An 18645-nucleotide genomic window follows, 5' to 3' on the forward strand; every position below is an offset into this window, starting at 1 on the left:
TAGTTTAATCTTAATTAATCGGTCCGATGAAGGTGGTATTGGCAGAGCCTAGTATTTTGTTGCCTTGCACCACGTTTAGCTTGATATCTGTTTTGGCGTTATGAATACTGGTAGCTGGCACCAGTAAAAAGAACGTAATTTTGGTTGATTCTTCTTTAGCCAGTGTACCCGGTGTCTGTATATACTTGATTTTGATAGATGGATCATCAGCTACCAGGTTAATATGCTGCGACTGGTTGGTTTTGTTAATAATATCAGCATTGTAAATATTGCTGATGTAGCCGCCCGGTTGCTCCTGGTATAATAAACCTGCCGAGCGCAATACCGTTAAGTCAATGTCGCTGCGCTGTAGAACAAAGTAAGCTAATACGCCAAACAAGACTACCATTACACTACTGTAACCTGCCATACGGGCGGTAAACTTTGGCTTAGTCTTTTTCTCTATGGTTTCTTCAGAGTAAAAGCCAATAAGGTTAAGTTCCCGGTTTATTTTTTCCATTACCTGGTTGCAGGCATCAATACAGGCGGTACAGTTGATACACTCCAACTGCGGCCCTTTACGAATATCAATACCTGTTGGGCAAACATCTACACACAAGCCGCAATCCACACAATCACCTTTTGGCGCTTTGGTTTGCTGCCTTGAGCGCTTGCCACGCGGTTCGCCGCGCAGATAATTATAGGCTACCATAAGCGTGTGTTTATCTGTTAATACACCTTGTAAACGGCCGTACGGACAAATTACCGTACAAACAATTTCGCGTGCCTGACTATAAACCAAATAGAAAGCAGCGGTAAAAATACAGATACTGATAAAGCCTGATATATGTTGTGTTACCGGTTCGGTAATGATTTTCAACAGGCTTTCGCTGCCAATTACATAAGCCAAAAAGGTATTGGCAATAACAAACGACAAGACAACAAATATCAAATGCTTGCTGGCCTTTTTCAGAATTTTTTCATTAGTCAGCGGCCCTTCATCCAGCTTGCGGCGTTGCTTGGCATCGCCCTCAATCCATATCTCAATTTTGCGGAAAACCATTTCCATAAAAATGGTTTGCGGGCATATCCAGCCACAAAAAATGCGACCAAAAGCAATAGTAAACAGCACTATGCCCACTACAAAAGCCAGCATGCCCAGCACAAACAAAAAGAAATCTTGCGGCCAAAACACCTGCCCCAGTATTACAAAGCGGCGTTCAACAACATTGAATAAAAAAATTGGGTTGCCGTTGATGCGTAAGTACGGACCGGCAAAAAAAAGAATGAGGTAAAAGTAACTTAACCAGGTACGGTATTGATAAAATTTACCCTTGCGAACAAGCGGATACAACCATTTACGCTTTTCGGTCTGCACGGTATCCGGCTTGCTCGTTTCAGATATCATCATGGCTATTCAGATAGCTTATAATTAAGGGTATATTGTTTATTTGCTAACCACCATAGCGGTTTTAGCAGCGCTGCTGGTAGCGTCGTCGGTTTCTTTGTCGCCTTGTGGCTCTTTAGCGCCCGGCGGGTTGGTACCGTGTAATGATTTAATAAAGCTGGCAACGTCGGCTATTTGCTTAGGTGATAGCTGTTTTTCCCACGTAGGCATGCCTTTGGCCGTTACACCGTATTTAATAGTTTTAAATACATCTGCAATTTTACCACCATGCAGCCAGTAATCATCAGTAAGGTTAGGGCCAACTACGCCCTGACCTTTATCGCCGTGGCAAGGCATACAACTGGCTTTGAAAACAGCCTGACCAGAAGCCAGCACTGCAGGATCGGTTGATACAGTAACGGTACTTTCGTCAACCCGGTTAGCCGCTTTGGCTAAATAAGCTTCTTTTTCTTTAGCGGCAATTTTCATCTCTGTCACATATTCCTGATCCTGCAACTGCCCTATTCCCAACACGTGATAACCAAGTATATAAGCTACCGCAAACACAATGGTGATATAAAACAGGCCCATAAACCAGGCCGGTGTAGGGTTATCCAATTCTTGAATACCGTCAAAATCGTGCTCAATCAGTATTGATTTTTCTTCAGATAACGGCTTTAGTGACAGCAGCTTGTTTATTACTTCTGCTTTTGGCTTTTTCACTTTGGCCGCTTTCTGTTCTGCTTCCATGGCGGCGTATTCTTCGCGTGTCATCAGCACTTTGGTAAGTGCTTTAAATGCCCGCAGCAAAACCACCATGGCCAATAGCACCAGCAGCAACACCAGCATAATAGCGCCATAGCCTATGTAATTTTTCACGTCGTTGGGCACCAGGCTATCGTCGGCTGCAAATGCTGGTTGTACAGCAAGTACAACCAAGCATATCAGCATAAATTTTAATCTTTTCATCAGGATAAGGTAGTATCGGGTTTAACAAAACTGTCGTGCAATGGCATGTCGCTCATGTAATCGTTGTGATCTTTGCGCGAACGGATGAGCATAATACTTACCACGATGAAGAACAGCAGAAATATGGCCAGTGAGGTGATCAGGTAAACCTGGTTGCCTGATATATTTTCGGTAAACTGCTTAAACATAATTATTGATTGTTATTGGCTGTTTTATTGGCTTTAATATCGGTACCCAAGCGTTGCAGGTAAGCAATGATGGCTACGATCTCTTTATTCGGTTTTACCTTGATATGGTCTTTAGACAAGTTTTCGGCAATGCCTTGGGCTTGTTTATCCAGATCGCCATTAGCTTTTTGTGCGTAACCAGCTGCGTATGGCACACCTAATTTGCGCATAGCGTCTATTTTAGCGGCAGTGGTAGTGGTATCCAACTCCTGAGAAATCAACCAGTCGTAATTTGGCATGATACTGCCTGGCGACATTAGACGTGGATCCATCAGGTGATTGTAGTGCCATGCATTGCCGTATTTACCACCTTCGCGGTGCAAATCGGGGCCGGTACGTTTTGAGCCCCACAAGAACGGGTGATCGTACACAAACTCGCCTGCTTTACTGTAATCGCCATAACGTTCGGTTTCTGAACGGAACGGACGCACCGTTTGTGAGTGACAGTTAACACAACCTTCGCGGATGTAGATATCACGGCCTTGCAACTCCAGCGGCGTGTAAGGTTTTACGCTGGCAATGGTAGGCACGTTTGAAGAGATGGTCATGGTTGGCATCAACTCGATGAAAGTACCTATCAGGATTACCAGTAATGACAGCACCATCAAACGGATTGGTTTACGCTCAATTACTTTGTGCCAGATATCGGTATTTTGTTTTACATATACCGGTTCCAATGGCAAGGCTTCAGCTGCTTCATTGCTTACCAGGCTGCCTTGTAACATGGTTTTAGCCAGGTTATAAGCCATTACAATAACACCCACCAGATACAAACCGCCACCTACAGAGCGCATAACGTGCATAGGCAAAATACGCATGGTAGTTTCCAAAAAGCTTGGGTATTTCAGCATACCTTCGGCAGTAAACTCTTTCAGCATCAAGCCTTGGGTAAAGCCGGCCCAATACATTGGGATGGCATAGAATAAAATACCCAGCGTACCGATCCAGAAGTGGAAAGCAGCCATCTTTTTAGAGTACAGGTTGGTTTTGTAAATGCGTGGTATCAACCAGTATAAAACAGCGAAGGTTAAAAAGCCGTTCCAACCCAGTGCACCAACGTGTACGTGCGCTACAATCCAATCGGTAAAGTGTCCAATGGCATTTACTTGTTTTAGTGATAGCATAGGGCCTTCAAAAGTGGCCATACCGTAGGCGGTTAAACCTACCACCATAAACTTAAGCACCACATCATCGCGCACTTTATCCCAGGCGCCACGCAGGGTAAGCAAGCCGTTAATCATACCACCCCAGCTTGGTGCAATCAGCATAATAGAAAATACTACGCCTAATGATTGTGCCCAGCTTGGTAAAGTGGTATACAACAAATGGTGCGGACCAGCCCAGATGTAGATGAATATCAGCGCCCAAAAGTGCAGAATACTTAGTTTATAAGAGTACACCGGGCGGTTAGCCATTTTAGGCAAAAAGTAGTACATCATACCCAGATACGGCGTGGTTAAAAAGAACGCAACCGCATTGTGTCCGTACCACCATTGTACCAGCGCATCTTGCACACCGGCAAACAGATAGTAGCTTTTTAGACCAGATATAGGTAACTCGAATGAGTTTACAATGTGCAATACGGCAATGGTAACAAACGTGGCAATGTAAAACCATATGGCCACATACAAGTGCCGTTCGCGGCGCTTAAATATGGTACCAAACATGTTTACACCAAACACCACCCATATTAAGGTAATAGCAATATCAATAGGCCATTCCAGCTCGGCGTATTCGTGTGAGGTGGTAAAGCCCAAAGGCAGGGTAATAACAGCCGAAACAATAATGAGCTGCCAGCCCCAGAAATGGATTTTGCTAAGCACATCGCTAAACATGCGGGCCTTGAGCAGGCGTTGTAAAGAGTAGTAAACGCCCATAAAAATGGCATTGCCCACAAAGGCAAAAATAACCGCATTGGTATGCAGCGGCCTGATGCGGCCAAAGGTGGTGTACTGATTGCCCAAGTTAGCACCGGGTTTGTACAATTGTATGGCAACCAATAGTCCCACCGTCATGCCTATAATGCCCCAGACGATGGTGGCTATCCCGAAGTTGCGCACAATTTTGTTGTCGTAGTAAAATTTTTCGGGTTGCATAAATTAATTAGTTGGTAATTCTTATGTATGATGCAAAAGTAGCTGAGCGGCTTTGCTGACAGAATGATGACTGTTGGCTGAAAACCTGACCTTCATCACTTTTTAGTTTCGTCTGCTGGTTGGTCGTCTAATAGTATACGCACAGACGGCGTGTACAAGTCATCGTGCTGACCATGGCGCTGGGCCCAAAAAAAGGCACCCAGAAAAACGAGCGCCAGAATGATACTGCACCCGATGAGGAAATAAATAATGCTCATAATAATTTGCGTTTTTTGGCGGCTACATGCGTAGCAATACTGGTGAATGATATAATAGTGGCCGTACTTAAAGGCATCAGGATGGCCGCTATTAAAGGTGACAGATTACCCGTTACGGCATAGCTTAGCCCTATCAGGTTATAAGTAAGCGATATCAGGAATGATATGTGAATGATGTTCACCGTATCCTTCGAAAACCGGAAAAACGCCGGCAACTTACACAGCGATTTGCCATCCAGAATAGCGTCGCTGCCTGGCGAAAAGTTATTTACATCGTCAGTTATAGCCACGCCCAAATCGCTTTGCTTTAGTGCGCCTGAGTCGTTCAGCCCATCTCCTATCATCATCACTTTACGATCGGCCAGTTGCAGGGATTTTATAAAGTCCAGCTTCTCCTGCGGGGATTTTTTAAAGTGCATGTAACCATCGTCGCCAAAAAACTCGGCCATGGCTGCCCGTTCGTGATCCTGATCGCCCGAAAGCAGGTAAAATTTATACTGTGGTTTAAGGCCAAAAATTTCTCTCAATCCGTTGCGGAAACTTTGCTTGAAAATGAAGGCACCACAGTAAACATCATCAATCATAATGTGTACTTCCGTTCCTGAATTTACCGCTACCCCATGGTGCATAAAAGACGCACTTCCAATTTTTACCTGATGACTATTTACAAAAGCCGAAATGCCTTTACCAGGAATTTCCTTATAGGCACTAATGGCCAGGCGTGGCTGCTCGCCCATTACCTGGCAAATTTGGCGGCTAAGCGGGTGGCTGGAATTGCTGCACAGTGTATAAATAATCTGTTTTTCCAGGTCGGTAAACTCAGCGTGCCTGCTAATGGCATTGCTGCTGCCACCGGTAGTAATGGTGCCTGTTTTATCGAGTACAATGGTGTTGATGCGGGCCAACTGTTCAACCACAGCTGTATTTTTCAAATAGAAAAAATTGCGGTCGAAGATGCTGAGCGCGGCCGACATGGTGAATGGTGTACTTAGGGCCAGCGCACATGGGCAAGCCACAATTAGCACCGCCGTAAAGGCAGACAGGCCACGGCCAATATCTGCAGGCATCCAAAAAAACAGGGAGCCAAATGCAACAACCAGCAAAACAATAGTAAAGTATTTGCTCACTGTTTCGTTAAAGGTTCGCATGCGATTATCCTGCTGACGGGTAAAGGCCTCGTTGTTCCATAATTGGGTGAGGTAACTTTGCGATACGGGTTTGATAACTTCAAGTTCCAAAGCCTCACCGGTTTGGCGGCCGCCTGCATATACCACTTCGCCCAATGTTTTTGCTACCGGAACTGATTCGCCGGTTACAAAGCTAAAATCGACCAGTGCTTCACCTTGTAACAGAATGGCATCAGCCGGAATAATTTCGTTGTGACGAATACGTATACGCTGGCCCACTTTTAATTCAGACAATGGCAATGGCTTTTCTTTGCCCTCTTCCATCACCTGAACCGCAACCGGAAAAAATGAACGGTAATCGCGCTCAAACGAAATATGATAATACGTTTTGCGCTGTACAAACTTGCCCACCAGTAAAAAGAAAACCAAACCGCACAAAGTGTCGGCAAAACCGGGCCCGGTATGCAGCAGTATTTCGGCTACCGTACGTATAAACAGCACGGCTATACCCAGTGCCAGCGGAAAATCAATGTTGAGCACTTTATTACGCAGGTTGTTCCAGGCCGATACAAAATATTCGGTACCGCTGTAAAACACCATGGGTAAGGAAAAGAGGATGTTTAGCCAGCCAAAGAATTGACGGAAGGTTTGTTCATATTCCGACAGACCTAAATATTCAGGAAAGCTAATGAGCATAACGTTACCAAAACAAAAACCGGCAACGGCAATTTTGCGCACCAGGTTATCTTTCTGTCCGGTTAGCTGTTTTTTAACAATGTCCTGTAAACTAATGAGTGGTTCATAACCAATGTCGAACAACAGTTCAACCAGCTGGCGCAGGTTCATGCCATCGTTACTAAAACGTACGTTGACCTGCTTTTTCAGAAAATCAATCCGGCTGTAATAAATAGCCGGATTGATACGATTTAGCTGCTCCAGCAACCAGATGCAGGAACTGCAATGTATGTAGGGAATATATAAAGTTACAACCGTGATTTTATCATCGGTATAATCAATCAGGTCGTTAACAATTTTGGGTTCATCCAGGTACTCAAACCGCTTATCTAGCCGGGCGCGGTTAGCGCCGGGATGATCATTGTAAGTATAATAATTGCACAACCCGCTTTGCGATAGCACCTGGTAAACGCCACGGCAGCCTACACAGCAAAAGCTTTTTTCGTCGAAATGGTAGTGCCCTTCGGTACAGTCGTTTCCGCAGTGGTAACAAGTGCTTTGTGTAATGGTATCAATAGCCATATTTGTAAATTAACTATGTATCAAAAGTGAGCATTATCACTCCCCTGCGGAATGACTGGCGTTTGCCCGAAAAGTGATTTACATCACTATTCCGGCTAAAAAGCGGTATAGCTGTGGCGGTTGCCGGTATCCGGAAACACCATGAGCGGGATATCAATACGGCGGGCAATGCGCTGGGTATAGCTTTCATCAAGCACGCGTTCCAGCCAGTTATGTTTGCGGTGTACCATGGCCAGCATATCTACATGGCCGTGTTCAGTTAGCCACTCCAAGCCCTGTTCTACGTTCTGACTTTTGATATGACGATAATATATTTTGGAATAATTTACCTTACAGGTTACCTCTTTCAAGAAGGCTCTGACCCTGTCCTGATCCGGTTCCTCAAACTTATCATCCGTAATGTGCGACAATAAGATTTCGGCATGGTAATGCTGCGCCAACGTAGCCAGTGAATTGATAACAGCAATATCGGTATCATGCAGATCGGTAGCCAAGGCAATTTTTTTGATGCCTTTAAAACGGGCGCACGCCGGTATCAACAACAACGGGAAAATTGCCTGGTTAATTAAATCATGACTGTTGCTCCCTAAAAAGAACCGGCTCAAAGCACCTGCGCCCGACATGCCCATTACCACCAAACAAACTTTCTCACGGGTTACTTCATCGCTTATTACATCGGCTAACCCGCCTACTTCGTTTGCGCAGTTAATTGCAGGTATAAAAGCGCCCGGAGTTGCGGTGTATTCATCTTTAGCAGCAAGCTTATCGGCCAGAAGTTTCAACTCGGCCATCGTCTCTTCTTCAAGCGATTGAAAATCAGGCATCGGCCAGGCAACCTGAGCAGCCATGGTGGCATCCGCAGGTATTTTGAATGCGTTGAACAGTTCTACATTGGCTTTAATGCCTTTAGCCAAATGCCAGGCATAACGCGCCGCATTTTCGGCAGGGGTAGAAAAATCGGTAGCAACCAAAAGCTTTTTCATGTGGTTATGGGGTTAATTAGGTTCTTTTTATTTAAGCACCAGTTGTGGGGCAGTATAGTACAAGGCTTGTTCCAGCGCGTTATCCAGCTGGTAAACATCTTTATAAGTAACCAATAGAGCATCTTTTACCTCACAAGTGAAATAGGTAATTTTTAACGGAACTTTATTTTTAAGTATGAAGGTTTGGTTCTGATATGCAGCCATTGCTTTTTGCATGGCAACTATTTTGCCGGTAGCGCCATCATTTTTAAGCAGTAAGGCGGCCAGCTTGCCGGCCTGGTCTACCCGCACACAGCCGTGGCTAAATGCGCGGTCTCTTTTTCGGAACAATTGCTGCTGAGGCGTGTCGTGCAGGTAAACATCATAGGTATTCGGAAACCGGAACACCACCAACCCCAAGGCATTATCACACCCGCCTGATTGCCGTGCATAATATTGATTAACATTACGAAGTATGCTGGCAATGTTTTGTTTACTGGGTATTACATAAACACCTTTATTATTGTATACTGCAAAATGATTGGTTTCCAGATAAGCAGTATCTTTTAATGCTTTAGGCAATAATTCTTTCACAAAAATCTTTTGCGGTACTTTCCACTCGGGTGCGGTGGTAAAATGAGTAATGGCGCTTTGCAGCGTTGGGGTTAGTGTTGCAGGCTTGCCTACTATCACCCGAAACTGGTAAGTGGTATCGGGCTTGCAAAAGCTTAAAGTATATGATGGGATGTTGACTTGTATAAAAGTACTCTCGGTATTACCCAGCCAGCGCAGCCTTTCCAGGTTCACGGCCATTTTACGAATGGTAGCTTCGGGTATCTCATAACAATCGCCGGTGTATTGGGCGGTTGCCAATCGCAGCTGGTCTTGCAAAAGTATGTACTGTATTGACTGGGGTTGTACACTGGTAACAGCACTCATTAAATCGGCGCTGTACAGGGCTGCCTGTAAAATGGTTTCGGCCCTAAAAGCGGATGGTGCCGGATCATCGATTTTAGCTGACGAAAAATCGGGGTTTAGCTTGCCGTAATGCAGATTATTGATAAAGGTTAACATTGCATCCGTCAATATAATTTCAAAGCGGGCTTTATCTGCGTTACTTACCGTTTGCAGCTTTTCCATTATTTGCTGCAACTGCGCATATTTTAAATCATTGGGATGATAATCGGCATGGTTTAATCCATATTGCAGCACGCAATCGAGCGCCAGCATGGCTTGCCAGGTTTGCCCGGCTTTATCTGCGGGCAATACCCAAACACACGAAAAGTTGTTGCTGCTGTAAAAACGGGCTACAGATTTTGGAAAATACAGCTCATTATGATACAACTTTAAAGCGGTCTTAATATCAGCAGTAGGTACCGTATCGTTTACAGCGTCAATAAATCTGGTTTGATGATTTATTGATTTAGCTTCAGCACATAAGCTTAATAACATCAGTAAAACACAAACACCTATATACAGATAACTTTTTGAAGCGGAGAAATTTAGCAGCTTTTTCATAACAACTTTTGATGGTGTAAAAGTGCGGCTAAACCATCAATTGAATAGTGATGCCCGTCATCCTCTGACGTGATTATCAACAAGAGTAGAAGCTAATTTTATGTATTGACAGGCTAAAAAGTGAGCATCGTCATTCCCTGATTGAGGCATTTAGTACAACTTGCATCCTTTTTAAGTTTCATAGATTAAAACATGTTTGCTTCCCTGCCACAACCTTTTACGTATAAACATAATCAAAGGCTGATTACTTATTGGCTATGCCTGGGACTATTTATGCTGTTTGTTCAGATTTTACTGGGTGGCATTACCCGTTTAACTGGTTCGGGATTATCCATTACCGAATGGAAACCGCTTTTGGGCGCCCTGCCGCCGCTTACCCAACAGGCATGGCAGGATAGTTTTGAAAAGTATCAGCACATTGCGCAATTTAAAAAGCTGAACAGCCACTTTACCCTGGCCGATTATAAGGCCATCTTTTTTTGGGAGTGGTTGCACAGGGAATGGGCGCGTTTGATGGGCTTGGTGTTTCTGATTCCGTTTATATGGTTTATCATTCGTAAACAAATTAGTAAAAATATGATAAGACCCCTGCTAATTTTGTTCCTGTTAGGTGGCTTGCAGGGCGCTATTGGCTGGATAATGGTTCAAAGCGGTTTAAATGATACTGATGTTAGGGTTAGCCATATCCGCCTGGCGGTTCATTTTATGTGCGCCTTATTCTTACTCGGATATTTGCTATGGTTTACACTAAAAATGAGCATACCTCAAAAAGCGGTTGCCTATATACCGCAACTCAAACACCTAACTTTAGCAATATTAATACTGCTTGCATTACAACTCACTTATGGTGCCTTTATGGCTGGCTTGCACGCGGCACTATTTGCCCCTACCTGGCCGGATATCAATGGCGTTTATATACCGCAAGAGATGATGAGTAATTCTATCTTGTACAATGTGATTTACCAACCTTTAGCAGTCCAGTTCATTCATCGTTCATTAGCTTATATTATCGGCATGCTTACTATCATCTGGTTTATAAGCGCATATAAAGCACCTCAATATACATTGATAAACCGGCTTAAATGGTTACCCTTGTTGCTTATCATTACTCAAATTATACTGGGTATAGTTACTTTGATAAACAGTCCATTCCACCATGCCATATCTCTGGCCGTAGCCCATCAATTTGTAGGCATACTTACCCTGCTTGTTTTTTTGACCTGCTATTATTTAAGCAGTAGAAACAAGGCGTATTAGCAGAAGAGCTTACTGGTCATTTTTTGTCAGTTTAAAATAAAGAGCCTATCAGAAAATCTGATAGGCTCTTATTTTTTGACGTTTCAGACAAAACCTTACAGTATATCGTTCAGGATACTCCGCCAAGCTTCGCTCTCCGGGATGCCGGGTTTGCGCTTGCCAAAAAACTGTACAATGGTGTTGCCTTGTGCATCATAGGCTTCAATGCTGTGTACCAGTCCGTCTACTGTAGGTTTTTTAACCAACCACAGTTTGCTGATACCATCCAGGCGGAGGTGCATATTAAATTCCGGATCTAATACATTAAACCACGGACCAGTTTCTACTAGTTTTTTTACATGTCCGGTATGTATCTGTATACAACCCGCACTGCCGGTAAACACCATAATTTCGGCTAGCTGCTCAGATGCTTTTTGCAACACATTTTTCAGATTATCAACTGTTATCTGATGTGCATAACCTTCTGGTGCCAAACGTAACGCCTGTGTACGGGTAAGCTGGTATTTGCGCAGCATGCCATGAAAATCGTGTGTATCCTGCAAGTTTATCCATTCCTGGTGAAAACTTTTCAAGTCGATTTCGTGGTCGGGTATTTCTACAGTTTTATCAGCAGAAGCAATTACTGGTAATTCACCTTCTTGTTGTTCGGCTCGGTATTGTTGTACCAGCTTATGATAGGCGGCTATGTCGCTTTGGTCGGTCAGGTATATTTTATGTACAGCTTCACCATTGCTGTCAAAAAATTGAAGGCTTAAGCGGTCGTTTTCGTTTACGGCAAAGCCAAAGTGCCAGTGGGTCATAAACAAACGCAGGTCTATATCAGGCGTTACCACCAAACCTACATGGCCGTTAAAGCCAGCCTTTTTATAAACGCCTTTGCGCTCGTGCACGCAAAAATCATTTCGGGTAAGGGCCATTACATAGCCCAAGGTTACAACCTCTTTCAATAGTTCTTTAAAATCGCCTGCCAGTTTAATAACATGGCTATTTACGCCGGTGTTAACCAGTTCGGCTTCGCTTACGCCTAATTGTTTAGCAGCGTCGCGTATGCGTAGTTTGGGTTGCTGCTCTTTTAAAGCATCCCATTGTTCTTTTATTGATGTAATTACTTTTTCCATTGTATTATTGAATAGTTTAAATCATTAAAACGCGCCGTTAGGTACTACAAAGGGATATTTGCAGCCATTGGCGTTAAACAGTACCATTTGTACCTGAAAGGCTTGTTGAATATTTTGTGTATTAATTACTTCGGCCGGTGTACCCAAAGCCAGTATTTTACCATCTTTTAAAATTAAAACCCGGTCGGCAAAGCGCGAGGCAAAATTGATGTCGTGCAATATGGCTACCACACCATAACCCTTATCAGCCAGATTTCGGGCAGTGGTCAGTATCTGTTGCTGGTACAGCAAATCGAGCCCATTGGTAGGTTCGTCTAAAAAAAGGTAAGCGTTAGGAATATCGTAGATCTGGGCAATTACCCTGGCTAGCTGCACGCGTTGCTGTTCGCCGCCAGATAGTGTGCTATAATCGCGTCCAGCCAAACCGCGTACGCCAGTATAGTCCATTACGGTTTTTACAATTTCCATATCTTCGGGCTGCGGACGTACCTCAAAGTGCGGATAACGGCCCATCAACACTATCTCATCAGTAGTAAAAGAAACCGAAACGGTATTGTGCTGGGTAAGCACCGCCCGCTTGGTAGCCAATCCGGCCGGTGATAGCTTGTTGATGTTGGTACCTTCAAAAGAAATCTGACCCTGATGTGCTTTCTGCTCGCCGCTCATCAGTTTCATTAATGTGCTTTTACCAGCACCGTTTGCCCCGATGATAGCCAGTAATTCACCTGTTTTTACCTCAATGCTAACATTATCCAACAGCAGCCTTCGGCCCGCCTGATAACTTACACCGTCAACTTTAATCATAACTCTGTTCTTCTTTTTTTGCTAATGATGATATAAACAAATACCGGCGACCCAAGCAAAGCGGTAACAATGCCCAATGGCAGTTCGGCCGGCGCAACTATCGTGCGACTAATCAAGTCAGCCAGTGTCAATACCGATGCACCCAACAAGGCCGAAGCCGGTATCAGCAACCGGTGGTCAGAACTAAAACCCATTCGAATTAAATGCGGAATAATTAATCCGATAAAACCAATGGTGCCCGCTAATGCTACCGATGCACCAACAGCCATAGTAGCCAGCACTATCACTGCTTTTTTAACTAGGCCGGTATTAATTCCCATGTGGCGGGCCTGCGCTTCACCCAATGCAAAGGCATTTAATGATTTGCCCATAAAAGGCAGCGCCAATATCGGAACAGCCACAAACGGCAGTAATGTGGTAACCGACTTCCAGGTGGCACCGCCCAAGCTGCCTAATCCCCAAAAGGTAATATTACGTAGTTGCTCATCTGTAGCCATATAGGTCATCAAACCAATAAACGCACCCGATAAGGCATTCATGGCAATACCACCGAGCAACAGGGCCGTGATGTTTGACCGACCATTGTGAACCGAAATGCGATAAACAATAAAAGCTGTAACACAAGCACCTGCAAAAGCGGCTACAGCCAGCGCATAATAGCCCAGGTAGCTTTCCAGTTGCTTAAACGCTGCTGCTTCCAAAACAATCATCATCACGGCAAACAGTGAGGCGCCCGACGAGATGCCGATAAGTCCCGGTTCGGCCAGTGGATTACGGAACAATCCCTGCATAGCGGCACCGGATACACCCAGCGCAGCACCAATGAGTATACCTAACATCACCCGCGGAAAACGCAACGCAAATAATACCGCTTCCTGCTGTGGTTGATAATGTATTTGCTTATCGATACCCAAGCGATAAGCCATGATAGACATGAATTCACCGAAGCGGATATGAACCGCTCCTAAGCAAGCCGAGATTATGATTGCTATCACCAGCACCAAAGCCAGCGCAACCAATATCAAACTAAAACGCTTAGACACTACGACCGTATTTTTTGCGCCAGCTCGGCCACTGCCTGACCTAAACGCGGACCGAAACCAGTTAACAATTCGCCATCCATGGTAATAAAGCGTTTAGCTTTACCTGCTTTGGTTTGATTAATACCCTGTACACTTGTCAATCCCGACGGACCACCCAGGCTTTGCATGCCACTGCTGAATAATAATATCACGTCAGGATCGGCCTGTACCAGTGCTTCAGCAGTAAGGGGTTTGTAATCTTTAAAGCCATTAACAGCATTTTGCCCGCCCGCCAACTGGATAACTTTTTCAAGTGGCGTACCTTCTCCGGATACCATCATGGTGCCGGTACCTCGTGCGTAAATAAACAGCACTTTGGGTTTGCCGGATGCCTGCATCTTTTTAGCAGCACTCGCTAAGTCAGCATCCAATTGTTTAATCATGGCTTCGCCTTTGGCTTTATTGCCAAAACTGGCGGCTACCTGCCGGATGAGGTTTTTGGTACCATTGGGTGAATACTCTTGTGTAAACAGCACCAACTTAACTCCTGCAGCTTTAAGCTGTTCAGTCAGTTCAGGTTTTAAATCCGCCGCCAGGCCGGTTACCACATCAGGCTGTAAGGCCAATATGCCTTCGGCCGATAGGTTACGATTGTGTCCAACCTTTGGCTTTTTTTGTAAGCTGGCCGGGTATGTACTGGTTACATCTACACCTACAATATTATTTTCTAAGCCTAAAGCAGCCAAAATTTCACTAACCGTACCATTAACCGATACTATTTTTTGAGCAGACAGCGGCTTATTATTAGCCTGGCTTATGAATATACTTGCCGGCATCATCAAAGCCAGCATCAACAGTAATTTTTTCAAAGTTTTCATACATTTTAAAAATGCCTCCCCGCTTAAACAGGGAAGCTTTGAACAACTATTTAGAACGAGAACAAGTAATTAAGCTTTTTTAACCAGTGCATAAGTAAGCACCGGGTAGCCACGGGTACCACCATCGGGACCGAAGCTGATGAATTTCATTTTGTACACATTGCCCGATGCATCTTTAATTACATAAAAACGATCTGTTTTCACACCTACGGTGCCACCGCTTGTTACACGCCAGTTTGAACTGATAGCGTTACGGTTACTGGTGAAAATAGTGGTGGCAATATTACTTTCCGCATAAGCATCATAGGCAACCGCACTGGTTAACACCTCTGCCGTTTGTACGCCACCATGATGATTGACAAACACTAAATCAGAGAAAGCGTATGGTACTGTACCTGCCGTGTAAATGCTGTATGTCCATTCAATATCCCAGTTAGCTTTGGTCGGCTCTACCTCAACCGCACCCTTGGCAAAAGACATGTAGCGGAAGTTATACTGACTGTCTTTAGCAATGCTCAGGGTTTGGAAAGTAGTCTCGTTGATTTTGGCATATTGTACCGTGTAGCCGCTGTTGCTGCTGCGCAGTACTCTTATCTTAATTAAATCGGCAGCCGGTAAGGTAGTTCCGCTGCCGCCTTTACGGTTAATGATATACACTTTGTTATCTGCATCTGTTACCGATATGGCCGGGATGACGGTTTTAGTCAGATCACCATTAATATCATCTATAATACCGAATGTACCTTTACCAAAACCTACTTCAAGGTTGCTAAGGTTTACGTCAGCAGCAGATACGGCATTGATATCGGTTTTGGTAGTGGCCACGGCCGAAGCGGCCAGTGTGTTGTTCAGAATTACTCTGAAATCGGTACCGCTATAAAAGCCCAGATCCCAATCTTCGCGGGCAATGCTGGTTTGCTTGTTGGCGCTCAAATCAACAAATACAGAGTTAATGGCCGATGCGCCGCCTGTACCGCCATCTAAAGTAAGTTGGGTACCGGTTGATACGATAGACGAAAAACTAAGCTGCGTTTGCGGTGTGGTACCTACTACAACAGGTTGCCCTGCTGATGCAATTTTAAGCGTAATGGATTCCGTACCGTTCAGAAACAGGTTGGCCGCTTTATTGACTTTTATAGAAGCCGAATTGCTTCCCGCCGGAATAGTTACGGTTAAGCTGTTGTTGGCAGCAGCCGGTTCTGTAGTAAACTGTGTACCATAAGTTACGCCTGAACCTTGCAGGGTAACCGTTACGGGTACAGCTACATCGGTATTACGGCTTAGCACCAGTTTTATTTCGGCTGTGGCTTGGTCGGCAGTAAAGCCTTGTTTATCGGTCTGGAAGCTTACCAGATTATCGGCCAATGGTGGATCACTGTCTTTACAAGCCGTAAACAGAACCATCAGCACACAAAAAATAGATAATAGTTTTTTCATGAGAATTTATAGGGTTTGGTAATAGTGTTGATTATTTCAGGAATTGATAGTTTAAGCCCAAAAAGAAGGACCGGCCATACGCCACCGGAACCGGTCCGCCCGAGCTGTGTGCACCGCCCACATCCTGCGATGTATTGTTGATACGGGTTACATCAAACAGGTTACGGATACCCCCGCTGAGGCTAAGCGCATGGTTAATCGTTTTGTTCAAGGTAAAATCGGCCATGTTGTAAGCGCTTATTTCGGTACGGCGAATAGTGGTTGTATTGGTGGCGTATTCGTAGCCAGGCTTTTTACCAGTGTATTTATAGAACAGGCTTACATTGGCTTTCCACTTGGTTATGGCATACGTAATGTTGCTGTTTACCTCGGGCGTCCAGCTCATATCGGGTATGGTGCTGTCGTCGGTATTCAGTTGGTTATAGCGGCCGGTATAATAAAAACCCAGTGTGGCTTGCAGGTTATGATAGTTAAATGTGTTTTCGATGGTACCGCCTACCGTTCTGTAACGGGCGATGTTGAGATAAGTGGTGATAGATGGATTTTGAGGATTAAAGCCGGTTTCGATGAAGTTGTTAAAGCGATTATGAAATCCGCCTATAGTAGCACGGAACCTTACTTGTTGCTCGTTCAGCACTTGCCAAGCCAGTGATCCATTAAAGCTGTTGGAATACTCGGCTTTCAGGTTGGGGTTACCGTCAATTGAATGACTGGAATCGTGAAAGTTAAAATATAACTCCTGCAAGGAAGGCGCCCTGAAACCGCGGGCGTAAGACAATCGCAGATCTAAAGCCGGCGACAAAGAAAACTTGGTATTAACCGATGGGATAACCGGTGCATCATATACACTATTGTGTATATGCCGGATGCCTGGGCGGATGCTGGCCCAACTGCTTAATGAAATTTCGGATGAGGCGAAGAAAGCATAGTCGTTTATGTTTGGCGAGCCCGATATACGGTCGCTGGTGCTGCTGGTCAGGTTAATTTCGGTACCAGGTTGCAGTGATATCCAGGACGCCAGTTTATACAAAGCCGTACCTCGAAAAAAAGTTGTATTGAATTTGGCTACTGCCTGTTCGGATGCCACGGCAGTAAGATAACGTTCACCGGTGGTATGGTTTTGCTCGGTAGTTTGGGTACGACGGCTGTAGTCTGTATAAGATGCAGCTGCGTTGAAGCTCAGCTTATCATTTAAGCGCGCATTACCTTGCAACTCGTGCATGTAACGGTGCGTAATGTAGCGCTGATCTTTTGAAGTATTGGTCGCCGGAACAATTAATCCATCGCTGATGATATCCTCATCAACCGCATTAATCCGATACCATATATTAAAACGCTGCGTATTATAACCGGCACTCAAATTGCCCAGTAACTGATTTTTGGGAAGCCAGGCCCTTGAGCCATCGCCCGGGGCCCAGCCACCAAAATTATTGCGTGATAAGGTTCCGCCAATATTAAAGTTGTTACGTTGCCACTTAACATTCAAGCTTTGATTATGCGTACCGCTGCCATCAAAGCCGTTATATTGCTTACCGGCACTTTCTTCCTGCACACGTAAGCTTGCCGTAAAAGAACTGGCTGCCCAGGTTGCCTTTTTGGTAATTAAGTTAATCACACCACCTAACGCATCTGTACCATACATAACTGACATGGGGCCTTCTACAATTTCAATATGATCAATCATATTAATATCTACCTGCCCCAGGCTTTCGCGCGTATCGCCTCTGTCCAACAGCGGCACGCCATCCAACAATATCTTAACCCTCTGACCCGATATACCCATTAGGTTAATATCTGAAGTACCCAATGTCAAATCATTGGTAAATTGAATACCCAGCTCCGTACTCAATACCTGCTGAACCGTTGTAGCACCACGTAAGCGAATGCGTTCATTGGTAATAGTCCGTATCTGGTATACCGACTTCTTTAATGATTGTGCTTCATATTGCCCGGTTACCACCACGTCTTTCAGTTGCATGGCGCTTTCTTGCAAGGTGATGTTATCTAGTATTAAATCCTGACCGGTTGTTATGTTAACCATCCTTGACTGGGTTGAGGCGCCTACATAGCTTATCTCCACAGTATACCGGCCAGGCAATAGTTGTATTTTAAAATACCCTTCGTCATTAGTTTGCGCAAGCACTTTATGGTTTATGCTAATGCAAGCGCCAGCCACCGCTTTGCCATCGGCACTTACTACCCTGCCTGATGCTTTACCAGGCGATTGTGCATATATACAGGTACTGATAGTTATGAAAAAGACGATTGCGCAAACAAGATTCATTTATTTAGACTAATTATAAATAATAGCGCAAATGTGTATGTTTGTAACCGGATCATATCAACGCCA

General features: G+C 44.6%; 15 protein-coding genes. 1 reads left to right on the forward strand and 14 read right to left on the reverse strand.

Features of this window, described 5'->3' with window-relative positions; translation table 11 throughout:
- Positions 1 to 10: 10 nt before the first annotated feature.
- From ccoG to GPM24_RS10825, 8 genes are all read right to left on the reverse strand, one after another.
- A complete protein-coding gene (gene ccoG / locus GPM24_RS10790; RefSeq protein WP_369409678.1) occupies positions 11 to 1390 on the reverse strand; it encodes a cytochrome c oxidase accessory protein CcoG in 1380 nt (459 codons plus the stop codon).
- A 36-nt stretch (positions 1391 to 1426) separates the two neighbouring features.
- Positions 1427 to 2335, reverse strand: a complete 909-nt coding sequence (locus GPM24_RS10795) for a cbb3-type cytochrome c oxidase N-terminal domain-containing protein (RefSeq protein ID WP_158826765.1) — start codon at positions 2333 to 2335, stop codon at positions 1427 to 1429.
- Positions 2335 to 2523 (reverse strand): hypothetical protein, encoded by a 189-nt coding sequence (locus GPM24_RS10800; protein ID WP_158826766.1) that lies wholly within the window; start codon positions 2521 to 2523, stop codon positions 2335 to 2337. The genes GPM24_RS10795 and GPM24_RS10800 overlap by 1 nt, the downstream gene beginning before the upstream one ends.
- Positions 2524 to 2525: 2 nt before the next feature.
- Positions 2526 to 4658: a cytochrome-c oxidase, cbb3-type subunit I gene (gene ccoN, locus GPM24_RS10805; RefSeq protein WP_158826767.1), complete on the reverse strand. Its 2133-nt coding sequence runs from the start codon at positions 4656 to 4658 to the stop codon at positions 2526 to 2528.
- A 95-nt stretch (positions 4659 to 4753) separates the two neighbouring features.
- Entirely contained in the window at positions 4754 to 4915 is a 162-nt protein-coding gene (ccoS, locus tag GPM24_RS10810; RefSeq protein WP_158826768.1) for a cbb3-type cytochrome oxidase assembly protein CcoS, read from the reverse strand.
- Positions 4912 to 7299, reverse strand: a complete 2388-nt coding sequence (locus tag GPM24_RS10815; protein ID WP_158826769.1) for a heavy metal translocating P-type ATPase — start codon at positions 7297 to 7299, stop codon at positions 4912 to 4914. Before GPM24_RS10815 ends, ccoS begins: the two co-directional genes overlap by 4 nt.
- 95 nt (positions 7300 to 7394) lie before the next feature.
- On the reverse strand, positions 7395 to 8282 hold the full coding sequence (locus tag GPM24_RS10820; protein ID WP_158826770.1) for a universal stress protein: 888 nt from the start codon (positions 8280 to 8282) through the stop codon (positions 7395 to 7397).
- A gap of 27 nt (positions 8283 to 8309) precedes the next feature.
- Positions 8310 to 9779 carry a L,D-transpeptidase scaffold domain-containing protein gene (locus GPM24_RS10825; RefSeq protein ID WP_158826771.1) on the reverse strand — a complete coding sequence of 490 codons (1470 nt, stop codon included), beginning with the start codon at positions 9777 to 9779 and terminating at the stop codon, positions 8310 to 8312.
- Between the two features lie 192 nt (positions 9780 to 9971).
- Here GPM24_RS10825 and GPM24_RS10830 point away from each other — a divergent pair, with 192 nt between their 5' ends.
- Entirely contained in the window at positions 9972 to 11036 is a 1065-nt protein-coding gene (locus GPM24_RS10830) for a COX15/CtaA family protein (RefSeq protein ID WP_158826772.1), read from the forward strand.
- 95 nt (positions 11037 to 11131) lie between these two features.
- Here the strand turns inward: GPM24_RS10830 and GPM24_RS10835 are convergent, their stop codons facing one another.
- The 6 genes from GPM24_RS10835 to GPM24_RS10860 form a co-directional block, all read right to left on the reverse strand.
- Positions 11132 to 12154: a hemin-degrading factor gene (locus tag GPM24_RS10835; RefSeq protein WP_158826773.1), complete on the reverse strand. Its 1023-nt coding sequence runs from the start codon at positions 12152 to 12154 to the stop codon at positions 11132 to 11134.
- A 24-nt stretch (positions 12155 to 12178) separates the two neighbouring features.
- Positions 12179 to 12958, reverse strand: a complete 780-nt coding sequence (locus GPM24_RS10840) for a heme ABC transporter ATP-binding protein (RefSeq protein WP_158826774.1) — start codon at positions 12956 to 12958, stop codon at positions 12179 to 12181.
- Positions 12955 to 14001: a FecCD family ABC transporter permease gene (locus tag GPM24_RS10845; RefSeq protein WP_233268795.1), complete on the reverse strand. Its 1047-nt coding sequence runs from the start codon at positions 13999 to 14001 to the stop codon at positions 12955 to 12957. The genes GPM24_RS10840 and GPM24_RS10845 overlap by 4 nt, the downstream gene beginning before the upstream one ends.
- The gene (locus GPM24_RS10850; RefSeq protein WP_158826775.1) at positions 14001 to 14858 is read right to left on the reverse strand and encodes a heme/hemin ABC transporter substrate-binding protein; all 858 of its coding nucleotides are present in this window, start codon (positions 14856 to 14858) and stop codon (positions 14001 to 14003) included. The genes GPM24_RS10845 and GPM24_RS10850 overlap by 1 nt, the downstream gene beginning before the upstream one ends.
- A 69-nt stretch (positions 14859 to 14927) precedes the next feature.
- Positions 14928 to 16295, reverse strand: coding sequence for an HmuY family protein (locus tag GPM24_RS10855; RefSeq protein ID WP_158826776.1), 1368 nt, complete (start codon positions 16293 to 16295; stop codon positions 14928 to 14930).
- Between the two features lie 31 nt (positions 16296 to 16326).
- Positions 16327 to 18579, reverse strand: coding sequence for a TonB-dependent receptor (locus GPM24_RS10860; protein WP_158826777.1), 2253 nt, complete (start codon positions 18577 to 18579; stop codon positions 16327 to 16329).
- Positions 18580 to 18645 lie beyond the last annotated feature (66 nt).

It is taken from the genome of Mucilaginibacter lacusdianchii (assembly GCF_009770985.1).
GTDB classification, from domain to species: Bacteria; Bacteroidota; Bacteroidia; order Sphingobacteriales; family Sphingobacteriaceae; genus Mucilaginibacter; species Mucilaginibacter lacusdianchii.

Bases quoted from the DNA above. Each gene is read 5' to 3' on its own strand.
- ccoG (WP_369409678.1), bottom strand. From the start codon at position 1,390: ATGATGATATCTGAAACGAGCAAGCCGGATACCGTGCAGACCGAAAAG.
- GPM24_RS10795 (WP_158826765.1), bottom strand. From the start codon at position 2,335: ATGAAAAGATTAAAATTTATGCTGATATGCTTGGTTGTACTTGCTGTA.
- GPM24_RS10800 (WP_158826766.1), bottom strand. From the start codon at position 2,523: ATGTTTAAGCAGTTTACCGAAAATATATCAGGCAACCAGGTTTACCTG.
- ccoN (WP_158826767.1), bottom strand. From the start codon at position 4,658: ATGCAACCCGAAAAATTTTACTACGACAACAAAATTGTGCGCAACTTC.
- ccoS (WP_158826768.1), bottom strand. From the start codon at position 4,915: ATGAGCATTATTTATTTCCTCATCGGGTGCAGTATCATTCTGGCGCTC.
- GPM24_RS10815 (WP_158826769.1), bottom strand. From the start codon at position 7,299: ATGGCTATTGATACCATTACACAAAGCACTTGTTACCACTGCGGAAAC.
- GPM24_RS10820 (WP_158826770.1), bottom strand. From the start codon at position 8,282: ATGAAAAAGCTTTTGGTTGCTACCGATTTTTCTACCCCTGCCGAAAAT.
- GPM24_RS10825 (WP_158826771.1), bottom strand. From the start codon at position 9,779: ATGAAAAAGCTGCTAAATTTCTCCGCTTCAAAAAGTTATCTGTATATA.
- GPM24_RS10830 (WP_158826772.1), top strand. From the start codon at position 9,972: ATGTTTGCTTCCCTGCCACAACCTTTTACGTATAAACATAATCAAAGG.
- GPM24_RS10835 (WP_158826773.1), bottom strand. From the start codon at position 12,154: ATGGAAAAAGTAATTACATCAATAAAAGAACAATGGGATGCTTTAAAA.
- GPM24_RS10840 (WP_158826774.1), bottom strand. From the start codon at position 12,958: ATGATTAAAGTTGACGGTGTAAGTTATCAGGCGGGCCGAAGGCTGCTG.
- GPM24_RS10850 (WP_158826775.1), bottom strand. From the start codon at position 14,858: ATGAAAACTTTGAAAAAATTACTGTTGATGCTGGCTTTGATGATGCCG.
- GPM24_RS10855 (WP_158826776.1), bottom strand. From the start codon at position 16,295: ATGAAAAAACTATTATCTATTTTTTGTGTGCTGATGGTTCTGTTTACG.
- GPM24_RS10860 (WP_158826777.1), bottom strand. From the start codon at position 18,579: ATGAATCTTGTTTGCGCAATCGTCTTTTTCATAACTATCAGTACCTGT.